Below are 19,122 nucleotides of genomic sequence, written 5' to 3'. Positions count from 1 at the left end.
TGCTTGTAAAGAAAAAGGACTGTGACAAATGTGTCTACAGCTCCCTTTTGTTAATATTTTATTTAGCCGGTAATTTTAATTAGGCCTTGAAGTTGCCATCATTATCAAGGAAAGTATTTAATACTTCTTCAACCATGTCCCATTCCTTATCATCTTCAATTGGAACAAGGTCCTGTCCATCGTTATCTTCATTATCAGCTATAATGTAAGCTTGAATGTCAACGGAATCGTCATTTTCTTGTTCCGCTGGATAGATAAAGATATATGATTTGCCATAATCATCAGAATCAAACGTAAACAATTCCTTAAATAATTGTTCATTACCATTCTCATCAATTAACGTAATCATGTCTTCGTTATTTTCTTGTTTACTCATTTTAATACCTCATTTTAGCTTATTCACAAGGCGGCCATGGCGATCCAAATAGCTTTGTAAAATGAATGTTGCTGCAACTTCATCGATAACTTTTTTCTGCTTAGCACGTGAAATGTCCGCTTCTTCAACTAGCATTCGGTGTGCCTCAACCGTCGTTAAACGTTCATCTTGAAAGTCAATAGGAATATCTGGAAAACGTTGTTGTAATAGCTTGCCATAGTGCTGAGATGCTTCAACACGAGGACCCTCTGTATTATTCATATTTTTAGGAAGGCCAATTACAAACCCAGCTACCTGTTCTTTTTTCACTAGCTCGGCAACACGATCAATCCCAAAAATTTCGTTTTCTTCATCAATTGGAATAATCTCAACTGCTTGGGCCGTCCAACCGAGAGGATCGCTTACGGAAATGCCAACCGTTTTAGAGCCAACGTCTAATCCCATTAATCTCATTTAGTTTCACCGTTATTCTTTAGGTATGACCGAACAAGCTCTTCAATAATTTCGTCACGTTCATGTTGACGAATCAAGTTACGTGCATCATTCAAACGCGGAATATAAGCAGGATCACCGGATAAAAGATAACCAACAATTTGGTTAATCGGGTTATATCCCTTTTCTTCTAATGATTCATAAACCGTCTTTAATGTTTGCTTAATATCTTCTTGACGTTCTTGACCAAAATCAAAGAACATCGTTTTATCATTTGTAGCCATCAATCGTCACCTCCAGATATTCTTTTCAACCATCAATTTTACTATATTCTTATTAAAATCACAATTTACATTTGTCAATTGTAAGTAAACAGTAATATTAGTTTTATCTCAAACTACAAGTTTTATAATTATAGCTGATAATAGGGTTTCTTGATAGTATTTTTTTATTACTTTAAGAAGTTCTTACAAAAAGAGATTGAAAGAATTCAAAAATTGGTTTCTTTCAATCTCTTAGACTATGAGATGGTTATTTCCTTCTCATTTTTGATTTACTTATCGAGGTAATCTTTAGCTTGGCTTAAGGCTTCCTTGATTCCGGCTGGATTCTTTCCACCAGCTTGGGCGAGGTTTGGCCGACCACCACCGCCACCATTAATGGCTGGTGCAATCGCCTTAATAAGGTCACCGGCTTTTAAGCCTTCCTTAGTTTTATCATCACTAACAGCCACTAATAAGTTTGCTTTACCATCACTGGCTGTAGCAAGAACTAGAACATCAGAAAGAGCCTTTGAGCGCCAAGTATCAGCAAGTTGCCGTAATTGACCCATTCCAGCAACTTGAACTTCGGCAGCAATTAAACTTCCATTCTTGGTTGCTTGAACGTTTTCAAAAACATTATTAGCTTGTTGAGCAGCAATCTTAGCTTGAAGAGACTCATTTTGCTTTTGAGCTTCTTTAAGTTCATTTTGTAATGTTTCTACTTGGTGAGGAACTTCCTTAATCTGAGCAACCTTCAAACTAGCAGCGCTCTTTGTTAAGAGGTCATCACGATCTTGAAGGAACTTAAAGGCATCACTGGAAGTTACTGCTTCGATCCGCCGTACTCCAGCACCAACTCCTCCTTCAGAAACAATCTTGAAGAGACCAAGCTCATTAGTATTTTTAACGTGATCACCACCACAGAACTCAGTGTTAAAGTCACCAATCTTAACAACCCGAACCTTATCACCATACTTATCTGAGAATAAGGCGATAGCACCCATTTCCTTAGCAGAATCAATATCAGTTTCAACTGTCTTGACTGGGATTTCCTTCCAGATTTGCTCATTAACCATGTTCTCAACCTTCTTGAGGTCCTCAGCAGTTACTTGACCAAAGTGGTTAAAGTCAAAACGTAGGTAATGTTCTTCAACTAATGATCCGGCTTGTTGAGTATGACCACCAAGAACGTTCCGTAATGCTTGGTCTAACAAGTGCGTTGCTGTATGGTTCTTTTCAATCTTAAGGTGACGAATACGGTCAACAACCAGTTTGTAACGGGCACCCTTTTTAATAGGGGCAGTTAATTCTACCCGGTGAAGGTTTTGCTGGTTTGGTGCGTGTTGGACATCAACCACACGGCCAACTTTTTTACCATAGTTATCAATAATGTCACCAGTATCAGCGACTTGACCTCCCATTTCAGCATAGAATGGCGTTACGTCAAAAATTAGTTCAATGTTCTTATCACCCGGTTGTGCTTCATCCGCTTGTTGACCATCATGTGCTAAGCCGATAACTTTTGCATTATCAACGGTCAAATCAGTGTAACCAACATATTTGCTATCTTCTTTGAATGAAGTCCATAAATCAGTTTGAACCCCCATCCCGTTATCCATATCACGGGCATTACGAGCACGATTTTGCTGCTCCGTCATTGCTGCTTGGAAGCCCTTTTCATCAACTGTTAGTCCTTCATCTTCAGCATATTCCTTGGTTAATTCAATTGGGAAACCATAAGTATCATAAAGTTTAAAGGCTGTCCGTCCATCAATTTCGTTGGTCTTATTTTCCTTAGCTTCAGCAATCACGTTATTCAACAAGTTTAATCCGCCATTTAAGGTTGCACTAAAGCGGTCTTCCTCTGATTCAATAACCGAAGCAATATAGTCAGCATTTTTAAGAACATCAGGATAGTAATCTTCCATGATTTTGCCGACTGTTGGAACCATCTTTGCTAAAAATGGTTCATCGATTCCCAACTTCTTTCCAGCAACAACTGCTCGCCGAAGCAACCGCCGAATAACGTATCCACGACCAACATTTGAAGGCAAGGCGCCATCCCCGATCGCAAAGGTAATTGTCCGAATATGATCAGCGATAATCTTAAATTGAATATCGTCTTCTTTATTTTGACCATACTTCTTAGTACCACTAAACTCTTCAGCTTGCTTGATTAATGGCATAAATAAGTCGGTTTCAAAGTTAGTAGGGGCATTTTCAAAGATTGAAACAACCCGTTCAAGACCCATCCCCGTATCAATATTCTTATGAGGAAGTGGTTCGTAAGTATCTTCTGGTGTATGGTTAAATTGACTAAAGACAATATTCCAAATTTCAAGGTAGCGTTCATTTTCACCGCCAGGATAGTTTTCTGGATCATCATCGGCTAAATTATTAAATTCTTGACCACGGTCATAAAAAATTTCCGTATCTGGACCAGATGGACCTTGACCAATATCCCAGAAGTTATCCTCATCAGCAATTAAGTGATCTTCAGCAACACCTACTTCACGCCAGCGATTATAAGCGTCATGGTCTTTAGGGTAATAAGTAATGTATAGCCGTTCAGGATCAAAACCAAACCATTCATCACTTGTTAGTAATTCCCAAGCCCATGGAATTACTTCATTTTTAAAGTAATCACCAACAGAGAAGTTACCTAACATTTCAAACATGGTATGGTGCCGGGCAGTCTTACCAACGTTTTCAATATCATTCGTTCGAATACTCTTTTGTGAGCTTGTCATCCGTGGATTATCAGGAACAACTTTCCCATCAAAGTATTTCTTCATTGTGGCAACCCCAGAGTTAATCCATAGTAATGTTGGATCATTTACTGGAACTAATGATGCACTCGGCATAACTTGGTGGCCATGCTCTTCAAAAAACTTCAAGTACATCCGCCGTACTTGAGCACTATTTAGCTTCTTTAACTCTTTCATCAAATCGCCCTTTCTAAAACAAAAACCACCATTGCGAATCAGAGACGCCGGATTGACGCGGTACCACTCTGCTTGCAACGATGGAATTCGTTTACCTCTTTACTTCTTGGTTGCCCAAGGTTAAATATCAAATTATCCGAATGGGGAGCACTAAGGCTAGGAAATCAGTTGTCACACCTTACCAACTGTCTCTGAAATTTTCCATTAGTTATAGCATGTCCCAAACGTGTCATATTATAGCGAACAATTACTTTAAAATCAACGGGCATTTCGTTCACGGCGATGTTGTTTTTGTCGTGCACGCTTAGCTTTCCGAATTTTATGCCGTAATTCTAGCTTTCGTTTTTGCTGTTCGTCTTCTTTAATCGCCTTTTTAATCCGTTTCTTATAACCAGGTTTAACCTTCTTCTTAGTCTTTTTTACGTAACCCTTCATTGACGGATCAAGTTCATTTTGCCGCCGCTTATAATGCTTCCGACGATTACGGTCATGGGTAGTTACTAGTTGACCATTCTTTAATTCTTTTGGTACAAATTTAACTCCCCGCTCCTCAAGCTTAGCAATTAAATCATCTTCTGCCGGTTCATATAAGGTAATGGCTGTTCCTTTCATCCCATTTCGCCCGGTACGACCAACCCGATGAACAAAATATTCAAGATCAGTTGGCAAGTCGTCATTGATTACTAGTGATACTCCATCAATATCAATTCCACGAGCTGCTAGATCAGTTGCTACAACATATTGATATTCAAGATCACGAATTTGCCGCATTGTCCGTTTACGACGACGGGCTTCTAGTCCCCCATGAATCATTGCTACTTTGAGCCCTTGATTTTCTAAGTACTGGGTTAATTCAACTGCTCGTTCTTTTGTATTAGCAAATACCAACGCAAGATATGGTTCTCCAAGAGTCAACAATCGATAAATTAGCTGATTACGATCCTGCCCCTTAGTTGACATTAACCAATTATCAACATCCGGATTAATTACTGCTTCAGTAGGAATCTCTTCAACTACTGGATTTTCCATATACTTTTTTAAGAATGGGCGCAGTTTCTGCGGAATCGTTGCTGAGAAAACCATCATTTGAAGGTCATCAGGAAAATGACTGGCAATTTGGTCAACTTCATGTAAGAATCCCATATCCAGGGTCATGTCCGCTTCATCCACTACAAACATTTTTGCTGTGTGAATATCCAATGCCTGACTCTTGATTAAGTCTAATACTCTTCCCGGAGTTCCAATGACCAATTGAGGCTGTTTTCGACTTAATTGGTCAACTTGATGCTGCTTGTCTGTACCACCGACATAATTGTGAATGGTAAGAGGATGAGGAGCATACTTATTAAGTTGCTTTGCCGCATTATAAATTTGGTATGCTAATTCCCGACTAGGAGTTGTGATTACTGCTTGAACGGTTTGATCTTCTGGATTAATCTTTGAAAAAATCGGCAAGAGGAAGGCATGTGTTTTTCCACTACCAGTTGCTGATTGCCCCACAACACTTCGTCCAGCCATAATCACTGGTATTACCCGTTGTTGGACCGGTGTTGGTTGACGAAAATTAATTTTTTGAATTGCTGTTAACAGATAAGGTTGTAACTGAAAATCAGCAAATTTTTTATCACTCATAGCTATTTCCCTTTCATTTTTGGTTTGCATAACTTTGTGTTAATTGGTCCAATTCATCAATCACTTGTTTAATTTCTGCTTCATCTTTAGCCTTAGCGCCACTAGCAAGGGGATGTCCACCACCATCGTGCTGCTTAGCTAATTCATTAATTGTTGGCCCCTTTGAACGGAGACGAATGCGATAATGGCCATCTTCTTGTTCTACAAAGATCGCCCAGGCAAGAACATCATGAATTCGACCTGGTAAAGAAACAATTGCGGATGTCCCGGCTTCAGTTAATCCGAATTGTTCTAAAATTTCATTGGTTAAGATAACATATGCGGCTCCATTATCTAATATCTGCAAATTCTCATAAACGTATGCTGATAGACGGGCCACTGGTAAGGTAATTTCATTTTCATGCTGACTAATTTCCGCTGCATTTGCGCCGGCCGCCATTAACGAACCTGCAACTAGCATCGTTCGAGGAGTTGTTGCTGGATAAAGAAAACGACCTGTATCGCCAATAATTCCTGCATATAAGGCATGGGCAGCCTTTTGGGGAAGAGTTAATTCTTTTGCAAATCGTTGATAAAAACTATAAATCATTTCAGAACAGCTAGAAGCATCTGGTTCAACCCACATAATATCGCCAAAGGGTTCATCATTAGGATGGTGATCAATCTTAATAAGCTCGTCCCCATTATCAAAACGCCGATCATCAATTCGTGGCGCATTTGCTGTATCCGTAACAATTACTAATGCATCATCGAATGTCTGATTGTCAATCGTATCCATCTCACCGATCCAATCAAACCCTGGAATATGCTTCCCTACAACATAAATTTGCTTATATGGGAATGAGGCCCGCAAAATTTCCGCAAGGCCAACTTGTGAGCCAATTGCATCTGGATCAGGGCGTTGATGCCGATGAATAATTATTTTATTGTATTTTTTGATTTGTTCAAAAATTGCTGTTAATGGATCTGCCATTATGCTATTCTCCTTACCCGAATAAAATTTAACACTATCTTTTAGTATAGCAATAAACGCGATTAACAACCAAATAAAAAAGATGAAAATATTCGCCTGTTTACGACTATTTTCATCTAAATTAAATTACTTTTCTTCGCTGTCTTTTTGTTCATCGCTAGCACTCGCTGCAGATGTAGGTTCACCAGCAGCACTATCTGCTGAAGCATCTGCAGAACTGTCAGCGGCAGAGCTAGCAACAGCTTTATTATCTTGTGGAACTTCACTAGCTGGTGCATCTGCTCGTTTAATAACACGGGCAATTGCCACCATATCAAAAGTAAGGTAGATCCCTTCACAATCTAAAGTAACTGTCCGGTCAGCCTTATTGATTGAATCAATCTTACCATGCATCCGGCCAATCGTAACAACTTCATCACCTGGGTGTAATTCATTCATCATCTCTTGGTGTTCTTTACGTTGCTTTTGTTGTGGGCGAATCATAAAGAAGTACATTAATGCTACCATTAAGATGATTAAAATAATTCCTGAGTAACCACTTGCATTATTAGATGAAGCAGCACCAAGAACAAAACTACTCAAACTATTCACGGTTTATCCATCCCTTCAAAAAGTTAACTAATATTAACTTTAACAAACTTTACCATAAAAAGCTATATGCTCTATTGATTCTGCAATAATTCTTGAACAAATTTTTTTGTTTGATGATTTTTAATTGCTTGTCGTAGACTACTCATTAATTTATTGAGGGTAAACAGATTATGCTGCAGCAAAAGTTGTTCACCGTAAAAACTTTGATTGGTAATTAAACTATGGAGTAGTGCCCTTGAATAGCCCGCGCGACAAGTTGCACACGCACATTGACGGTCAAGCACTTGTGAATCGAAGCTAAAATGTTGACGATCAAGATGAAGAACTGTCGCTCCTTGATTAACTAATGCAATCCCATTAGCCGCTTTTTTAGCTGCTAGATTGCTATCAATTAAATCAACTCCTGCTAAAATTGCCTCTATCATTTGGTCAAAAGAAAGTGCAGCAGGGAGGTAGCGCAGTTTCTCCTCTTCTAGTTTAGGCGTAATTTCATTAATGATTCGACTAAACTCTTGATCATCTAAGCTGCTAGGGATCCCACTCAAACGATAGCCGCTTAATCTAGCCTCATCGACCGCCTTAATACTGGCTGTTCGCAAATCTTTTAAGCCGCCACCAACAATTGAACCAAGGGCTTGTCCTTTTTGGGGCTTAACAACAGATAACCAGTCATTAGTTTGTTTTACCCCTACTTTTAAATCATCAACTGGCGCATAATAATCTGTTGCTTGGTCAAAGCTTTGAAAAATATCAGCCCCGAGCGCTTCTTGAACTTGAAGAGCAGTTTCTGGTTGCCAGAATTTTAGTTGTCCCGTTACCGGATCATGAAAACGAACGCCATCATGTTTTTTCCCGCGCGGCTTTGCCAAGTGATAGGCCTCCTCAGTTCCTAAATCCACAAATAAAAGGCCATCCCACTGAAAAAGTTGGTGGAGGTCTCCTAATTTTTCAGTCATCGAATCATATTTTAGCCAACGCTTTAATCCACTTGTCTTAACTGCACTTACACCAGCCTGATTAAGCTGGCTGGGTGATAATTTTGCTAGTTCATCTCCACTGGCAACCAAAGCCGGTGTTTCAATTTGTCGTCCATTAACCTGCAAAAGCCCAGTTCGTGCTTGGCCATCGCTTTGATTAATTGTAAATTCTAACTTACTCATAATTTTCCTCAATCAATTTTTATCAGTTGGATATTCAATTCCTAAATGTTCATATGCTGTCGGTGTCACTAACCGACCGCGAGGAGTACGACTAATAAAGCCGATCTGTAACAAATATGGTTCATACATTTCTTCAATCGTATTAGTTTCTTCACCAATATTTGCTGCAATTGTTTTTAATCCCACTGGACCTCCATGGTAGAAATTGATCATCGTTAATAGCATTTTCCGATCAATCTCATCTAAGCCCCGATCATCAACTTGGAGCAACGATAATGCTTGCTTAACAATTGCTGAATCAATGCTTTGTTTCCCTGCTACCTGGGCAAAATCACGTACCCGTTTTAAAAGGCGGTTTGCGATTCGCGGCGTACCACGTGAACGAAGAGATAGTTCATGGGCCCCTTCATTTTGAATACTAGTATGGAAAATCTTGGCAGAACGAAAAATAATTTTTGTCAGTTCGTCTTGAGTATAGTAGTTCATGTGTTCAACGATCCCGAAACGATCACGTAATGGTGCCGATAACATTCCGGCCCGTGTCGTTGCCCCAATTAATGTAAATGGCGGAAGGGGAAAATGAACGGGGTGCGCAGTTGGTCCCTCACCAATAACAATATCAATATAGTAATCTTCCATCGCTGAATAAAGCATTTCTTCCACGACTTTGGGTAACCGGTGGATTTCATCAACAAAAAGGACATCCCCTGGTTTCAGCTCATTCAATAAAGCAACCAAATCTCCTGGTTTTTCGATCGCTGGTCCACTAGTCGTTTTGATATTAACGCCCATCTCATTAGCTATTACCATCGCTAAAGTTGTCTTTCCTAATCCTGGAGGACCATATAACAATACATGGTCAAGGGCTTCTTCCCGGGATTGGGCCGCCTTAATATATACTTCTAGTTCGTGCTTGATTTTAGGTTGACCAATATATTCCCTTAGTTTCTGTGGTCGAAGAGTTATCTCCACTTGGCTTTCTTCTTCTCCTGATGGGTGATCTGATAAAATACCATGATCATTTTCCACAAGTCTTGCACCTCCTAGTTAAGCAACCTTAATGCTTGTCTTAAGTATTCATCGGTTGCCATTTGTTCTTCTTTCATTAATGTCTTTTGAACCTTTTTAATGTCCCGTTCCTTGTATCCTAATGCAGCCAATGCTTCCAAAGCATCTTTCAACTCACGATTTACTGTCGCATCAACAGCAAGCTGAGTTGTTGCAAATAATGAGTTGCTACTTTCATTAGTGAGCTTATCACGTAAGTCTAACACAATTTGCGAAGCTGTCTTTTTCCCGATTCCTGGGAACTTAGTTAAATAGCTAACATTATTATTAGTAATTGCATCAACAAGTCCTTGGTGATCAGGATTCGCTAAAATTGCTAAAGCACTCTTTGGTCCAATTCCAGAAACATTGATTAATTGCATAAATAGATTTTTTTCGTTTTGATCTGTGAAGCCAAACAAGGAAATATTATCTTCACGAACTGCTTGGTAAACATATACTTGGACCTTCTTAGTCCGATCCTCTTGATAACGATAGGGATTAGCAACTAATAATTTATAGCCAACCCCATTAACATCAACAACGATATATTGTGGTGCAACAACGGTTACAAGGCCTGTTAAGTATTCGTACAAGGTAATTCCTCCTTAAAATTCATGGTCATCAAAATCATCCGCATACGGGGTGTGTGAATCCTGAATTCGCTTAAACATCTTCTCTAAATCCTGATCATTAAAATGAACAGTTACCGGACGCCCATGTGGACAATTAAAAGGATTCTCACATTGTGGCAACCGTTTCAGCAAGGCTTTAGCTTCCCGTTCATCAAGGTGGTGGTTAGCCTTTATGGCCCGCTTACAGCTCATCATAATCGCTGTCTTCATTCGAAATTCTTTGACAGTTAGTTTTCCATTCTTAATTAACCAATCAATCATTTCTTTGGCCGTGTCTTCTTCTTGCCCCTCTTTAAACCAGGTTGGATGGGAGCGCAAAATAAAACTATTTTGACCAAATGACTCTAATTCTAATCCGACCGCTGCTAGCGTATCAAGGTGCTGATTAATTGTCATTGCATCGACAGTTGAATAATTAAGAACAAGCGGAACCAAGAAATTTTGCTGATCAGCGCTCACTTCCCCAATTTTTTGGCGGTAGTACTCATAATTGATTCGCTCCTGAGCAGCATGTTGGTCAACAATGTAAAGACCATCTCCTGCTTGCGCTAATAAAAAGGTTCCCTGAAGTTGACCAATATATTGAAGATCAGGAAACCGATTTTGCTGCTGATCTTGTTTATCATGAACATCCAATTCAATATTTGCAGGTTTTACTGGCTTCTTAGTCATAGTGGGAACTGGAGCAGAAAATGGCGTAACTTCACCCTCATTTTGATAACGCTCATCAAATTTTTTCATTGCGGGCGTATTTAAATCTTCAAGATGGTGGATAACGATCGGTGCTGGAATTTCACTATCAAGCGCGTCAGCATGTGCTGGATTATCAGCTTCTGGAGTTGAAATCTCAGTTGCTGCCTTTTCTGTTGCCGGCACTGCCGAAATCGGTGCGGCGTGATAAACAGGGGATGCTTCCTTTAACCGGCGATCAAGGTCCGCTACCTCATCATCATTAGGAATAAATTGGTCAGCATCGACATCCGGAATCAAGTTCTCAACTGCTATCCGCTGCCGAATCGTTTCAGCAATCAATTTTATTAGTTGCTGTTCTTTGCTCAAACGGACCTCACGTTTAGCTGGATGGACATTCACATCAACCAAAACAGGATCCAGATCAATGTTAATTACCGCGATCGGATAACGACCAACCATTAGTTTTGATTCATATCCCTGAATAATTGCCTTTGTTAATTCAAAATTACGAATATACCGATGGTTGATTGTGATTGTTATATATTGACGTGATGCACGTGTTAATTCTGGTAAGGAAACAAAACCACTAACCTTAAAATCATCATCTGCACCACTTATCTCAAGCATCTTACGTCCTGCTTGAACGCCATAAATTGCGGCAACTACTTGCTGTAAATTATTATTACCTGCCGAACGAAATAATTCCCGCCCATTATGGGTAAAGCTAAAAGCAACCGCTGGATTTGCAAGGGCAAGTCGGTTAATGATGTCCGTAATTCTGGTTAGCTCCGTTTGAGGTGATTTTAAGTACTTTAATCGCGCAGGAGTATTAAAGAATAAGTCGGTTACCTTAATATCGGTTCCTTGACGCGCACCAGCCGGCTTCACTACTAATTCTTTTCCTCCCCGTAAATGAATCATTGTTCCTTCTTCTTGACCAGCTTGCGCAGTCGTAAGAGTTACATCAGCGACTGAAGCAATACTAGGTAACGCCTCACCACGAAAGCCCATCGTCTGCACCTTAAAGAGGTCATGGCGAGAATTAATCTTACTGGTTGCATGACGGTGAAATGCTAGTCTAATATCTTCAGCAGCGATTCCGTCACCATCATCAATCACGCGCACACTGTCTAAACCTGAATTTTCAACAATAATATCTACACGGTGACTATGGGCATCCAATGAATTTTCAACTAATTCTTTTACAATTGATGCTGGACGTTCAATTACTTCACCGGCAGCAATTTGATTGGCTAAAATATTATCTAATTCATGAATCTTTCCCATTAAATATCACCTTATTTCAATTTCTGCTGCCATTTATAAATTTGATTCATTACATCCATGGGTGTCATCCCCATTAAATTAAGTTCTTTTAATTGATGTAAAATCCGCCGATCAACACTCGATTCTTTTTTCTCAGGTTGAGTAGCAAATAATTCAAGTTGACCATTATCTTCAACAACTGGTGCAGACTCTTTCTTTACCGGTGCCGCTTCATTTATCTTCGCTGATATTGGTTCTGTATGATAATTATCTGTTGCTGTTTTAGGCGTATTCGGTAGTTTTACATCCTTTTGCTCTAATTTTTGCAAAATAGTATCTGCACGTTTTAACAATGAGGATGGCATTCCTGCTAGTTTAGCCACGTGGATTCCGTAAGACTTATCTGCAGGACCTGCACTTACCTTATGCAAGAATACTAACTCCCCATCTTTTTCCGTTGCCCCTACATGAACATTTTTAAGCCGCGCCAAGCTATTCTCAAGAGCTGTCAGTTCATGATAGTGAGTTGAAAATAGCGTCTTAGCACGAACATGCTGATGAACATACTCAATAATCGCTTGCGCCAATGCCATCCCATCATAAGTTGCGGTTCCCCGACCAATTTCATCAAAGAGAATCAAACTACGATCCGTGGCATGAGTCAAAGCATTATTTGCTTCCATCATTTCAACCATGAAGGTACTTTCACCAGAGATTAAGTCGTCAGCTGCCCCAATGCGCGTAAAGACTTGATCAAAAATTGGCAATTCAGCGGATTTAGCAGGGACAAAGCAACCAATTTGTGCCATTACCGCAATCAATGCTAGCTGACGCATATAGGTACTCTTCCCTGACATGTTTGGCCCAGTAATCAGGAGAATATCGGTATCTTCTCCCATCAAAACATCATTAGGCACATATTCCTGGTGTCCCATAAACTTTTCCACAACTGGGTGACGACCATCTTTAATTTTTAATACGTGACCGGTATTCATTTCAGGACGGACAAAGTGGTAGTCTTCACTAACAACCGCAAAGCTTTGGAGTACATCTAATTCCGCAAGTTGTTGTGCTAATTTTTGCAGGCGTGTAATTTGTCCCTTGACTTGTTCACGGATTTTAACAAAAATATCATATTCCAAGGCTGTCGACTTTTCTTGCGCCCCCATTATCAATGCCTCTTTTTCTTTTAATTCTGGAGTAGAAAAACGTTCAGCATTAACTAATGTTTGTTTACGCTCATAGCGATCTTTAGGAAGCTTATCAAGATTAACTTTTGTAACCTCAATATAATAGCCAAATACATGATTATAACCAATTTTGAGGTTATTTATGCCCGTTAATTTCCGTTCATGTTCTTGCAAGTCCGCAATCCACTGTTTTCCATTATTCATCGCATCACGGTATTGGTCTAATTGGTCATTATAGCCATCCTTAATTACGCCACCTTCAGTAACAGCAATTGGCGGTTCTTCAACAATTGATTGATCAATTAAATCTGCCACATCGTCCAAGGGATCCAATTGTTTTTGCAGTTCTTCAAAGACAGGTGAATCAAGGGTTTCTAAAACGTATTTTATTTTAGGAACTTGCTTTAAGGAAGTCTTAAGTTGAATAAGATCACGCCCATTAACACTTCCATAGGCAACCCGCCCTGCCAAGCGTTCAAGGTCATATACCTTAATTAACTCTTGCTGCAAATTACTTCTCTCAAAATAGTGGTCTAATAACTCTTGGACTTTATCTTGTCGTTCACTGATTGCATTTTGATTAATCAACGGCCGGTCAATCCACCGTTTAAGAAGACGACTACCCATCGCTGTTTTTGTCTCATCCAAAAGCCATGCCAAGGTCCCCTGACGCTTCCCACTTCGCATATTGCGCATTAATTCAAGATTTGTTTTTGAATAGTGGTCGATCTTCATAAAAGAACTTGGTTGATATGCAATTGCTTTCTGCAGGTGGGCCAAAGAGCGCTTTTGGGTCGTTAATAAGTATGACACAAGTAACGCAACAACGTGCTGTTGGGCTTGATCATCGAGGTCTTGAGTAAGATAGCTGATCTCAGCATTTTTAAGGACCGTTGGCTGATGTGATTGAAGAATATTTCGTTGCTTAAACTGAGTTGTTATTTCAGCTGGCAACTCACCGTCCACAACTACTTCCTTGCTTTGGAGATTAACCAATTCATTAACCGCGTCATTTGCATTATTTAAGCTTGTCGTTTTAAGCTCCCCAGTTGATAAGTCGGTATAGGCAATACTAAATACCCCATTTTGTCCACTAATCGCTGCAAGATAATTGTTATCACGTGCCTGTTCACCATTTAAATCCATTTGCGTTCCAGGTGTAATTAAGCGGGTAACGGCTCGTTTAACCATTCCCTTCGCCTTTTTAGGGTCTTCCATCTGTTCACAGATTGCTACTTTATAACCCTTATCAATTAATATATCAATATAGTTGTTAACTGCGCGATGGGGCACTCCACACATTGGAATTGGATTTTTTGCACTATGGTTTCTCGTTGTTAATGTTAACTCAAGAAGTTGCGCTCCTTTAATTGCATCGTCATTAAATAGTTCATAAAAATCACCAAGTCGGTAAAATAAAAAGGCATCTGGATATTGATCTTTTACCTTTTGATATTGTTCCATCATCGGTGTTGTTTTTTTTGCCACTAAATTTCACCCCGTTAATATATTTTTTAATCTTAATAATAAACTAATTATATTTTTTGTCTAAATTTGCTGCAAGATTTCTATAAATGATGGGTGTTATTTAAAATAATAAAGAGACTGAAGGTTATACCCAGTCTCTTTATAGGAACTGAAAAATCAGTTTATTTAGCATAATCAACTGCTCGAACTTCCCGAATAACGGTTACTTTAATATGTCCTGGATATTCTAATTGCTTTTCAATTTTGTTCTTAATATCATGTGACAAAGTTGTTGCCTGCAAATCAGAAATCTTCTTCGGTTTGACAATCACGCGAAGTTCTCGACCAGCTTGAATTGCATAACTATGGTCGACACCATCATAACTGTTTGCTATGCTTTCTAGTTTCTTTAAACGTTGAATGTATTGTTCTAATGACTCACTTCGAGCACCAGGACGGGCCCCTGAAATTGCATCTGCTGCTTGTACAAGAACAGCAATTACAGAATTAGCAGGGACATCTCCGTGGTGAGAAGCAATCGTGTTGATAACTACTTTATTTTCTTTATACTTGCGGGTTAGTTCTACACCTAACTCAACATGTGAACCATCAACTTCATGATCAATTGCTTTTCCAATATCATGGAGGAGCCCAGCACGTTTTGCTAATGTAACATCTTCCCCAAGTTCAGCAGCCATAATTCCGGCTAACTTAGCAACTTCGATTGAGTGGTCTAAGACATTTTGACCGTAACTCGTCCGGTACTTCATTCTTCCGACCGTCTTAATTAGGTCTGGATGCATTGAATGAATTCCTAGATCAAACAATGCTTGCTCACCAGTCTCCCGTAGTTGAGTATCCATCTGTTTACGAGCCTTATCAACTGCTTCTTCAATTCGTGCAGGATGGATACGCCCATCTTGAATTAATTTTTCAAGCGCGATCTTAGCAATCTCACGTCGTACAGGATCAAAGCCGCTCAATACGACAGCTTCTGGCGTATCATCAATAATCAAATCAATACCTGTTAACGTCTCTAAAGTTCTGATATTTCGACCTTCACGACCAATTATTCTTCCTTTCATATCATCATTAGGAAGATTAACAACCGAAACAGTCGTCTCTGAGACAACATCCGCAGCACTACGCTGAATTGCTTCAACAATTAATTTCTTTGCATTACGTTCTGCAGAAAGTTCCGCTTCTTGTTCACTGTCACGAATCATTACTGCTCGTTCAGTTTTTAACTGTTCTTTTACTTCAGATAGTAATAACTGCTTAGCATCTTCTTGTGACATTTGAGCGACTTTTTCAACTTCTTGTTTGCGTTGTTCAATTAAGGCTTCTGCTTGTTCCTTTGATTGATGAAGCTGCTCTTTTTCTTGATCTAATTTACGTTCACGAACGCCAACTGCATTCTCTCTTTTTTCTAGAGCGCTATCCTTATGATCTAAAGAAGCCTCCCGTTGGAGTAATCGGTCTTCCTGTCGTTGGACCTCACTCCGTCGCTGCTTTAACTCATCTTCCACTCTTTCGCGGTATTGATGACTCTCTTCTTTCGCTTCTAAAATAGCTTCTTTTTTCGCCGTTACTGCTTCTTGTTTTGCTTTAGAAATAATACCTTTAGCATCATTATGTGCTTCTGCAACTTGTTTTTCATATGAAACCTTGCGAATTACATAGCCGACAATAATTCCGACAACCATAGCAAGCGCGGCGAACATTAAAATTTTCACTATTTCACCTCCGCTTCAACTATTATGTTGTTGGTATGAATAAATTAATTTCACCGTGTAACGTCAAAAAAACATCACACAAGTTAAATTTTAAGCTTGCCACACTAAGGTGTCAACTATTGAATTTATCAATTGCTTAAACACTCATCATAAAAAGGGAAATCCCTAATATTCAGCTGTTAATGCTAAAAAATTAGGGAATTTCGACTTCAAATATTATTATTTATTCTTTACTTGCTTCTTCAATTGTTTCTTGTTTATTTTCACCGGTCTTACCACTGGCTTTACCATCAGCAGTTTCTTTCGTTGACTTTTCATTTAACGGTTCCATCCCATTTGCAACACGAACTTTATCCATTAATTCATTCATGCTATCTGGGTGTTCCTTAAGCCACTTTTTAGCATTTTCACGACCTTGCCCAATACGTTCATTACCATATGAGTACCATGCACCGCTCTTGTCAACAAGATCGTTTTCAACTGCCATATCCAGCAATTCACCAGTCTTAGAGATTCCCTCACCATACATAATGTCAACTTCACAACGTTTGAATGGTGGAGCAACCTTATTTTTAACAATCTTTACTTTAGCTTTATTTCCAATAACATCCGTACCATTCTTAATTTGTTCCGCACGACGAATTTCCATCCGGATAGTTGAGTAAAATTTAAGTGCCCGTCCACCAGTTGTTGTTTCAGGGTTACCAAACATCACTCCAACCTTTTCACGGATTTGGTTAATAAAGATAGCAATTGTCTTTGTCTTATTAATTTCACCAGAAAGTTTTCGAAGAGCCTGAGACATCAAACGAGCTTGTAATCCAACATGGGTATCACCCATATCACCATCAATTTCAGCACGAGGAACTAATGCTGCAACTGAATCAACAATTACTAAGTCAACTGCCCCACTTGAAATCAATGCATCTGCAATTTCCAATCCTTCTTCACCACTATCAGGTTGTGAAAGCAATAGGTCATCAATATTAACACCTAAGGCTTCTGCATATTGAGGATCAAGAGCATTTTCAGCATCAATATAGGCTGCTGTCCCACCTTGACGTTGTACTTCTGCTACTGCATGTAATGCTACAGTAGTCTTACCAGAACTTTCAGGGCCATAAATTTCAACTATCCGACCACGAGGATATCCACCAATTCCAAGTGCCTTGTCAATAGCAAGGGAACCACTAGAAACTGAAGCAACCTTCATATCAGTGGCGTCACCCATTCGCATAATAGAACCCTTACCGAAGTTCTTTTCGATCTTTCTGATAGCAACATCTAATGCTGCTTTTCGTTGGTCAGCCAAATCAAATTCCTCCTTTTTTACGGTTTATCCGATAACTAATAATAACAGTTTTAGCCAAAAAAACAAGAAAAAAGTGAACAAAAGTTCGTTTATTTTTTTAGTTCACGGTAAATTAATTGAAGTCCATACTGAACACTTAATGTACGAATCGCCTGTCTTCCAACATAGGATGCAAGATGTAATTGAACGGTTTTAGTTGGGTGTCCCTTCATTGCTAGTCCAATCCAGACCGTCCCCGCTGGCTGTCCTTCTAACATATCTGGGCCGGCCACACCAGTAAAGCCAATTCCAACTTCAACATTTAATTTTCGGCGACACCCTTCAGCCATTGCCGCAGCAGTTTCAGAACTTACTACCCCATATTGGTCAATAGCGTCGTGAGGAATTCCTAATAACTTTTCTTTTGCACTAGCAGCATAGGTAACAAAACCACCATTAAAAACAGTCGAGGCTCCTGGTACGGAACAAATAGTACTTTGGAACATCCCCCCTGTTAAGCTTTCTGCTGCTGTCAATTTCCATCCGTGATTTTTTAATTGTTCAACGACGACTTTGGCAAGTGTAAGGTCATCCCCCACTCCAAAGAAAAATGGTTCTTCAACTGCAAGAATTGCCTTTTGTGCCTGATCAATTTTTTCTTCAGCTTCAATCACTGGTAAATCACGCACGGTGAGCCGAACCTGAATTGCTGTGGGTTGAACATAAGAAGTAATGCTTATCCCTGGTATATCGTTAGTAGCATCTTCAATTTCATCCATTAATTGTGACTCCGGCCGCCCTAAAAAGTTTAATGTCCGACTGGTAATTTGTTTTCCTGTTTGAAAATATTGCTGGAGTTTAGGAATCAGACTCTTTTCAACCATTGCCTTAAATTCGACGGGTGGTCCTGGTAAGACAACCACAACTTTACCCTTAGTTTCATACCAACATCCTAGAGCAAGCCCAACAGGATTGGCAAGTGGCTCTCCTCCCCGTGGATACTGGGCTTGACGAATATTCTCTGGTTCCATTTTTATTTGCCGTTGCTCAAATGTTTTTTGAATCCATTTCCAGTGTTCTTCGTCAGTCCATAACTCTTTCCCTAAGACTTTGGCAACTGTAGGCATCGTAACATCATCTGCAGTTGGTCCGAGTCCCCCACAAACAAAAACTAATTGAGCACGAGTCAAAGCGTGATTAATAACCCGTTCTAATCTCTGCGATTGATCGTCAACAGTTGTTTGATAAGTAGCCGGTAAGTCAAGTTGGGTTAGTCTGTTAGCTAAGTACGCGGCATTAGTATTAACTATTTGCCCAAGGACTATTTCAGTTCCTACTGAGATAATTTCTGCATCCATAAACCTCATCCCCTATTAATATATATACGTAAAGTATAATCATTTTCACTAAAATCTTAAAACTATG

15 protein-coding genes are annotated in these 19,122 nt (G+C 39.5%); all 15 read right to left on the bottom strand.

Features of this window, described 5'->3' with window-relative positions; genetic code table 11:
* Positions 1–79: 79 nt before the first annotated feature.
* Positions 80–376, bottom strand: a complete 297-nt coding sequence (locus tag LMC10_RS06930) for a DUF1292 domain-containing protein (protein ID WP_003666689.1) — start codon at positions 374–376, stop codon at positions 80–82.
* Between the two features lie 9 nt (positions 377–385).
* On the bottom strand, positions 386–829 hold the full coding sequence (gene ruvX / locus LMC10_RS06925; protein ID WP_003666687.1) for a Holliday junction resolvase RuvX: 444 nt from the start codon (positions 827–829) through the stop codon (positions 386–388).
* Positions 826–1,092, bottom strand: coding sequence for an IreB family regulatory phosphoprotein (locus LMC10_RS06920; protein WP_003666685.1), 267 nt, complete (start codon positions 1,090–1,092; stop codon positions 826–828). The genes ruvX and LMC10_RS06920 overlap by 4 nt, the downstream gene beginning before the upstream one ends.
* Positions 1,093–1,361: 269 nt before the next feature.
* Positions 1,362–4,016 (bottom strand): alanine--tRNA ligase, encoded by a 2,655-nt coding sequence (gene alaS, locus LMC10_RS06915; protein WP_122481850.1) that lies wholly within the window; start codon positions 4,014–4,016, stop codon positions 1,362–1,364.
* 258 nt (positions 4,017–4,274) lie between these two features.
* Positions 4,275–5,648, bottom strand: a complete 1,374-nt coding sequence (locus LMC10_RS06910) for a DEAD/DEAH box helicase (protein ID WP_003676050.1) — start codon at positions 5,646–5,648, stop codon at positions 4,275–4,277.
* Between the two features lie 13 nt (positions 5,649–5,661).
* Positions 5,662–6,621, bottom strand: a complete 960-nt coding sequence (locus LMC10_RS06905; protein ID WP_003676051.1) for a DHH family phosphoesterase — start codon at positions 6,619–6,621, stop codon at positions 5,662–5,664.
* Between the two features lie 126 nt (positions 6,622–6,747).
* Positions 6,748–7,212 carry a preprotein translocase subunit YajC gene (yajC, locus tag LMC10_RS06900; RefSeq protein WP_229269298.1) on the bottom strand — a complete coding sequence of 155 codons (465 nt, stop codon included), beginning with the start codon at positions 7,210–7,212 and terminating at the stop codon, positions 6,748–6,750.
* 71 nt (positions 7,213–7,283) lie between these two features.
* Positions 7,284–8,372, bottom strand: coding sequence for a tRNA guanosine(34) transglycosylase Tgt (locus LMC10_RS06895; RefSeq protein WP_229269297.1), 1,089 nt, complete (start codon positions 8,370–8,372; stop codon positions 7,284–7,286).
* Positions 8,373–8,384: 12 nt separating this feature from the next.
* Entirely contained in the window at positions 8,385–9,401 is a 1,017-nt protein-coding gene (gene ruvB, locus LMC10_RS06890) for a Holliday junction branch migration DNA helicase RuvB (RefSeq protein WP_019252993.1), read from the bottom strand.
* A 14-nt stretch (positions 9,402–9,415) separates the two neighbouring features.
* Complete coding sequence (gene ruvA, locus LMC10_RS06885; RefSeq protein WP_229269296.1) at positions 9,416–10,015, bottom strand: Holliday junction branch migration protein RuvA; 600 nt, start codon at positions 10,013–10,015, stop codon at positions 9,416–9,418.
* Positions 10,016–10,027: 12 nt separating this feature from the next.
* On the bottom strand, positions 10,028–12,034 hold the full coding sequence (gene mutL, locus LMC10_RS06880; protein ID WP_229269295.1) for a DNA mismatch repair endonuclease MutL: 2,007 nt from the start codon (positions 12,032–12,034) through the stop codon (positions 10,028–10,030).
* A gap of 11 nt (positions 12,035–12,045) precedes the next feature.
* A complete protein-coding gene (gene mutS, locus LMC10_RS06875) occupies positions 12,046–14,691 on the bottom strand; it encodes a DNA mismatch repair protein MutS (RefSeq protein WP_229269294.1) in 2,646 nt (881 codons plus the stop codon).
* A 161-nt stretch (positions 14,692–14,852) separates the two neighbouring features.
* The gene (gene rny / locus LMC10_RS06870) at positions 14,853–16,394 is read right to left on the bottom strand and encodes a ribonuclease Y (protein WP_011953420.1); all 1,542 of its coding nucleotides are present in this window, start codon (positions 16,392–16,394) and stop codon (positions 14,853–14,855) included.
* A 235-nt stretch (positions 16,395–16,629) separates the two neighbouring features.
* A complete protein-coding gene (gene recA, locus LMC10_RS06865; protein WP_134907143.1) occupies positions 16,630–17,718 on the bottom strand; it encodes a recombinase RecA in 1,089 nt (362 codons plus the stop codon).
* Between the two features lie 89 nt (positions 17,719–17,807).
* The gene (locus LMC10_RS06860; RefSeq protein ID WP_229269293.1) at positions 17,808–19,055 is read right to left on the bottom strand and encodes a competence/damage-inducible protein A; all 1,248 of its coding nucleotides are present in this window, start codon (positions 19,053–19,055) and stop codon (positions 17,808–17,810) included.
* Between the last annotated feature and the right edge of the window lie 67 nt (positions 19,056–19,122).

This window comes from Limosilactobacillus reuteri subsp. simiae (genome assembly GCF_020784875.1).
GTDB classification, from domain to species: Bacteria; Bacillota; Bacilli; order Lactobacillales; family Lactobacillaceae; genus Limosilactobacillus; species Limosilactobacillus reuteri_H.
The sequence above is the reverse complement of the archived record's forward strand: the minus strand, read 5'-3'. Positions and strand labels throughout refer to the sequence as shown.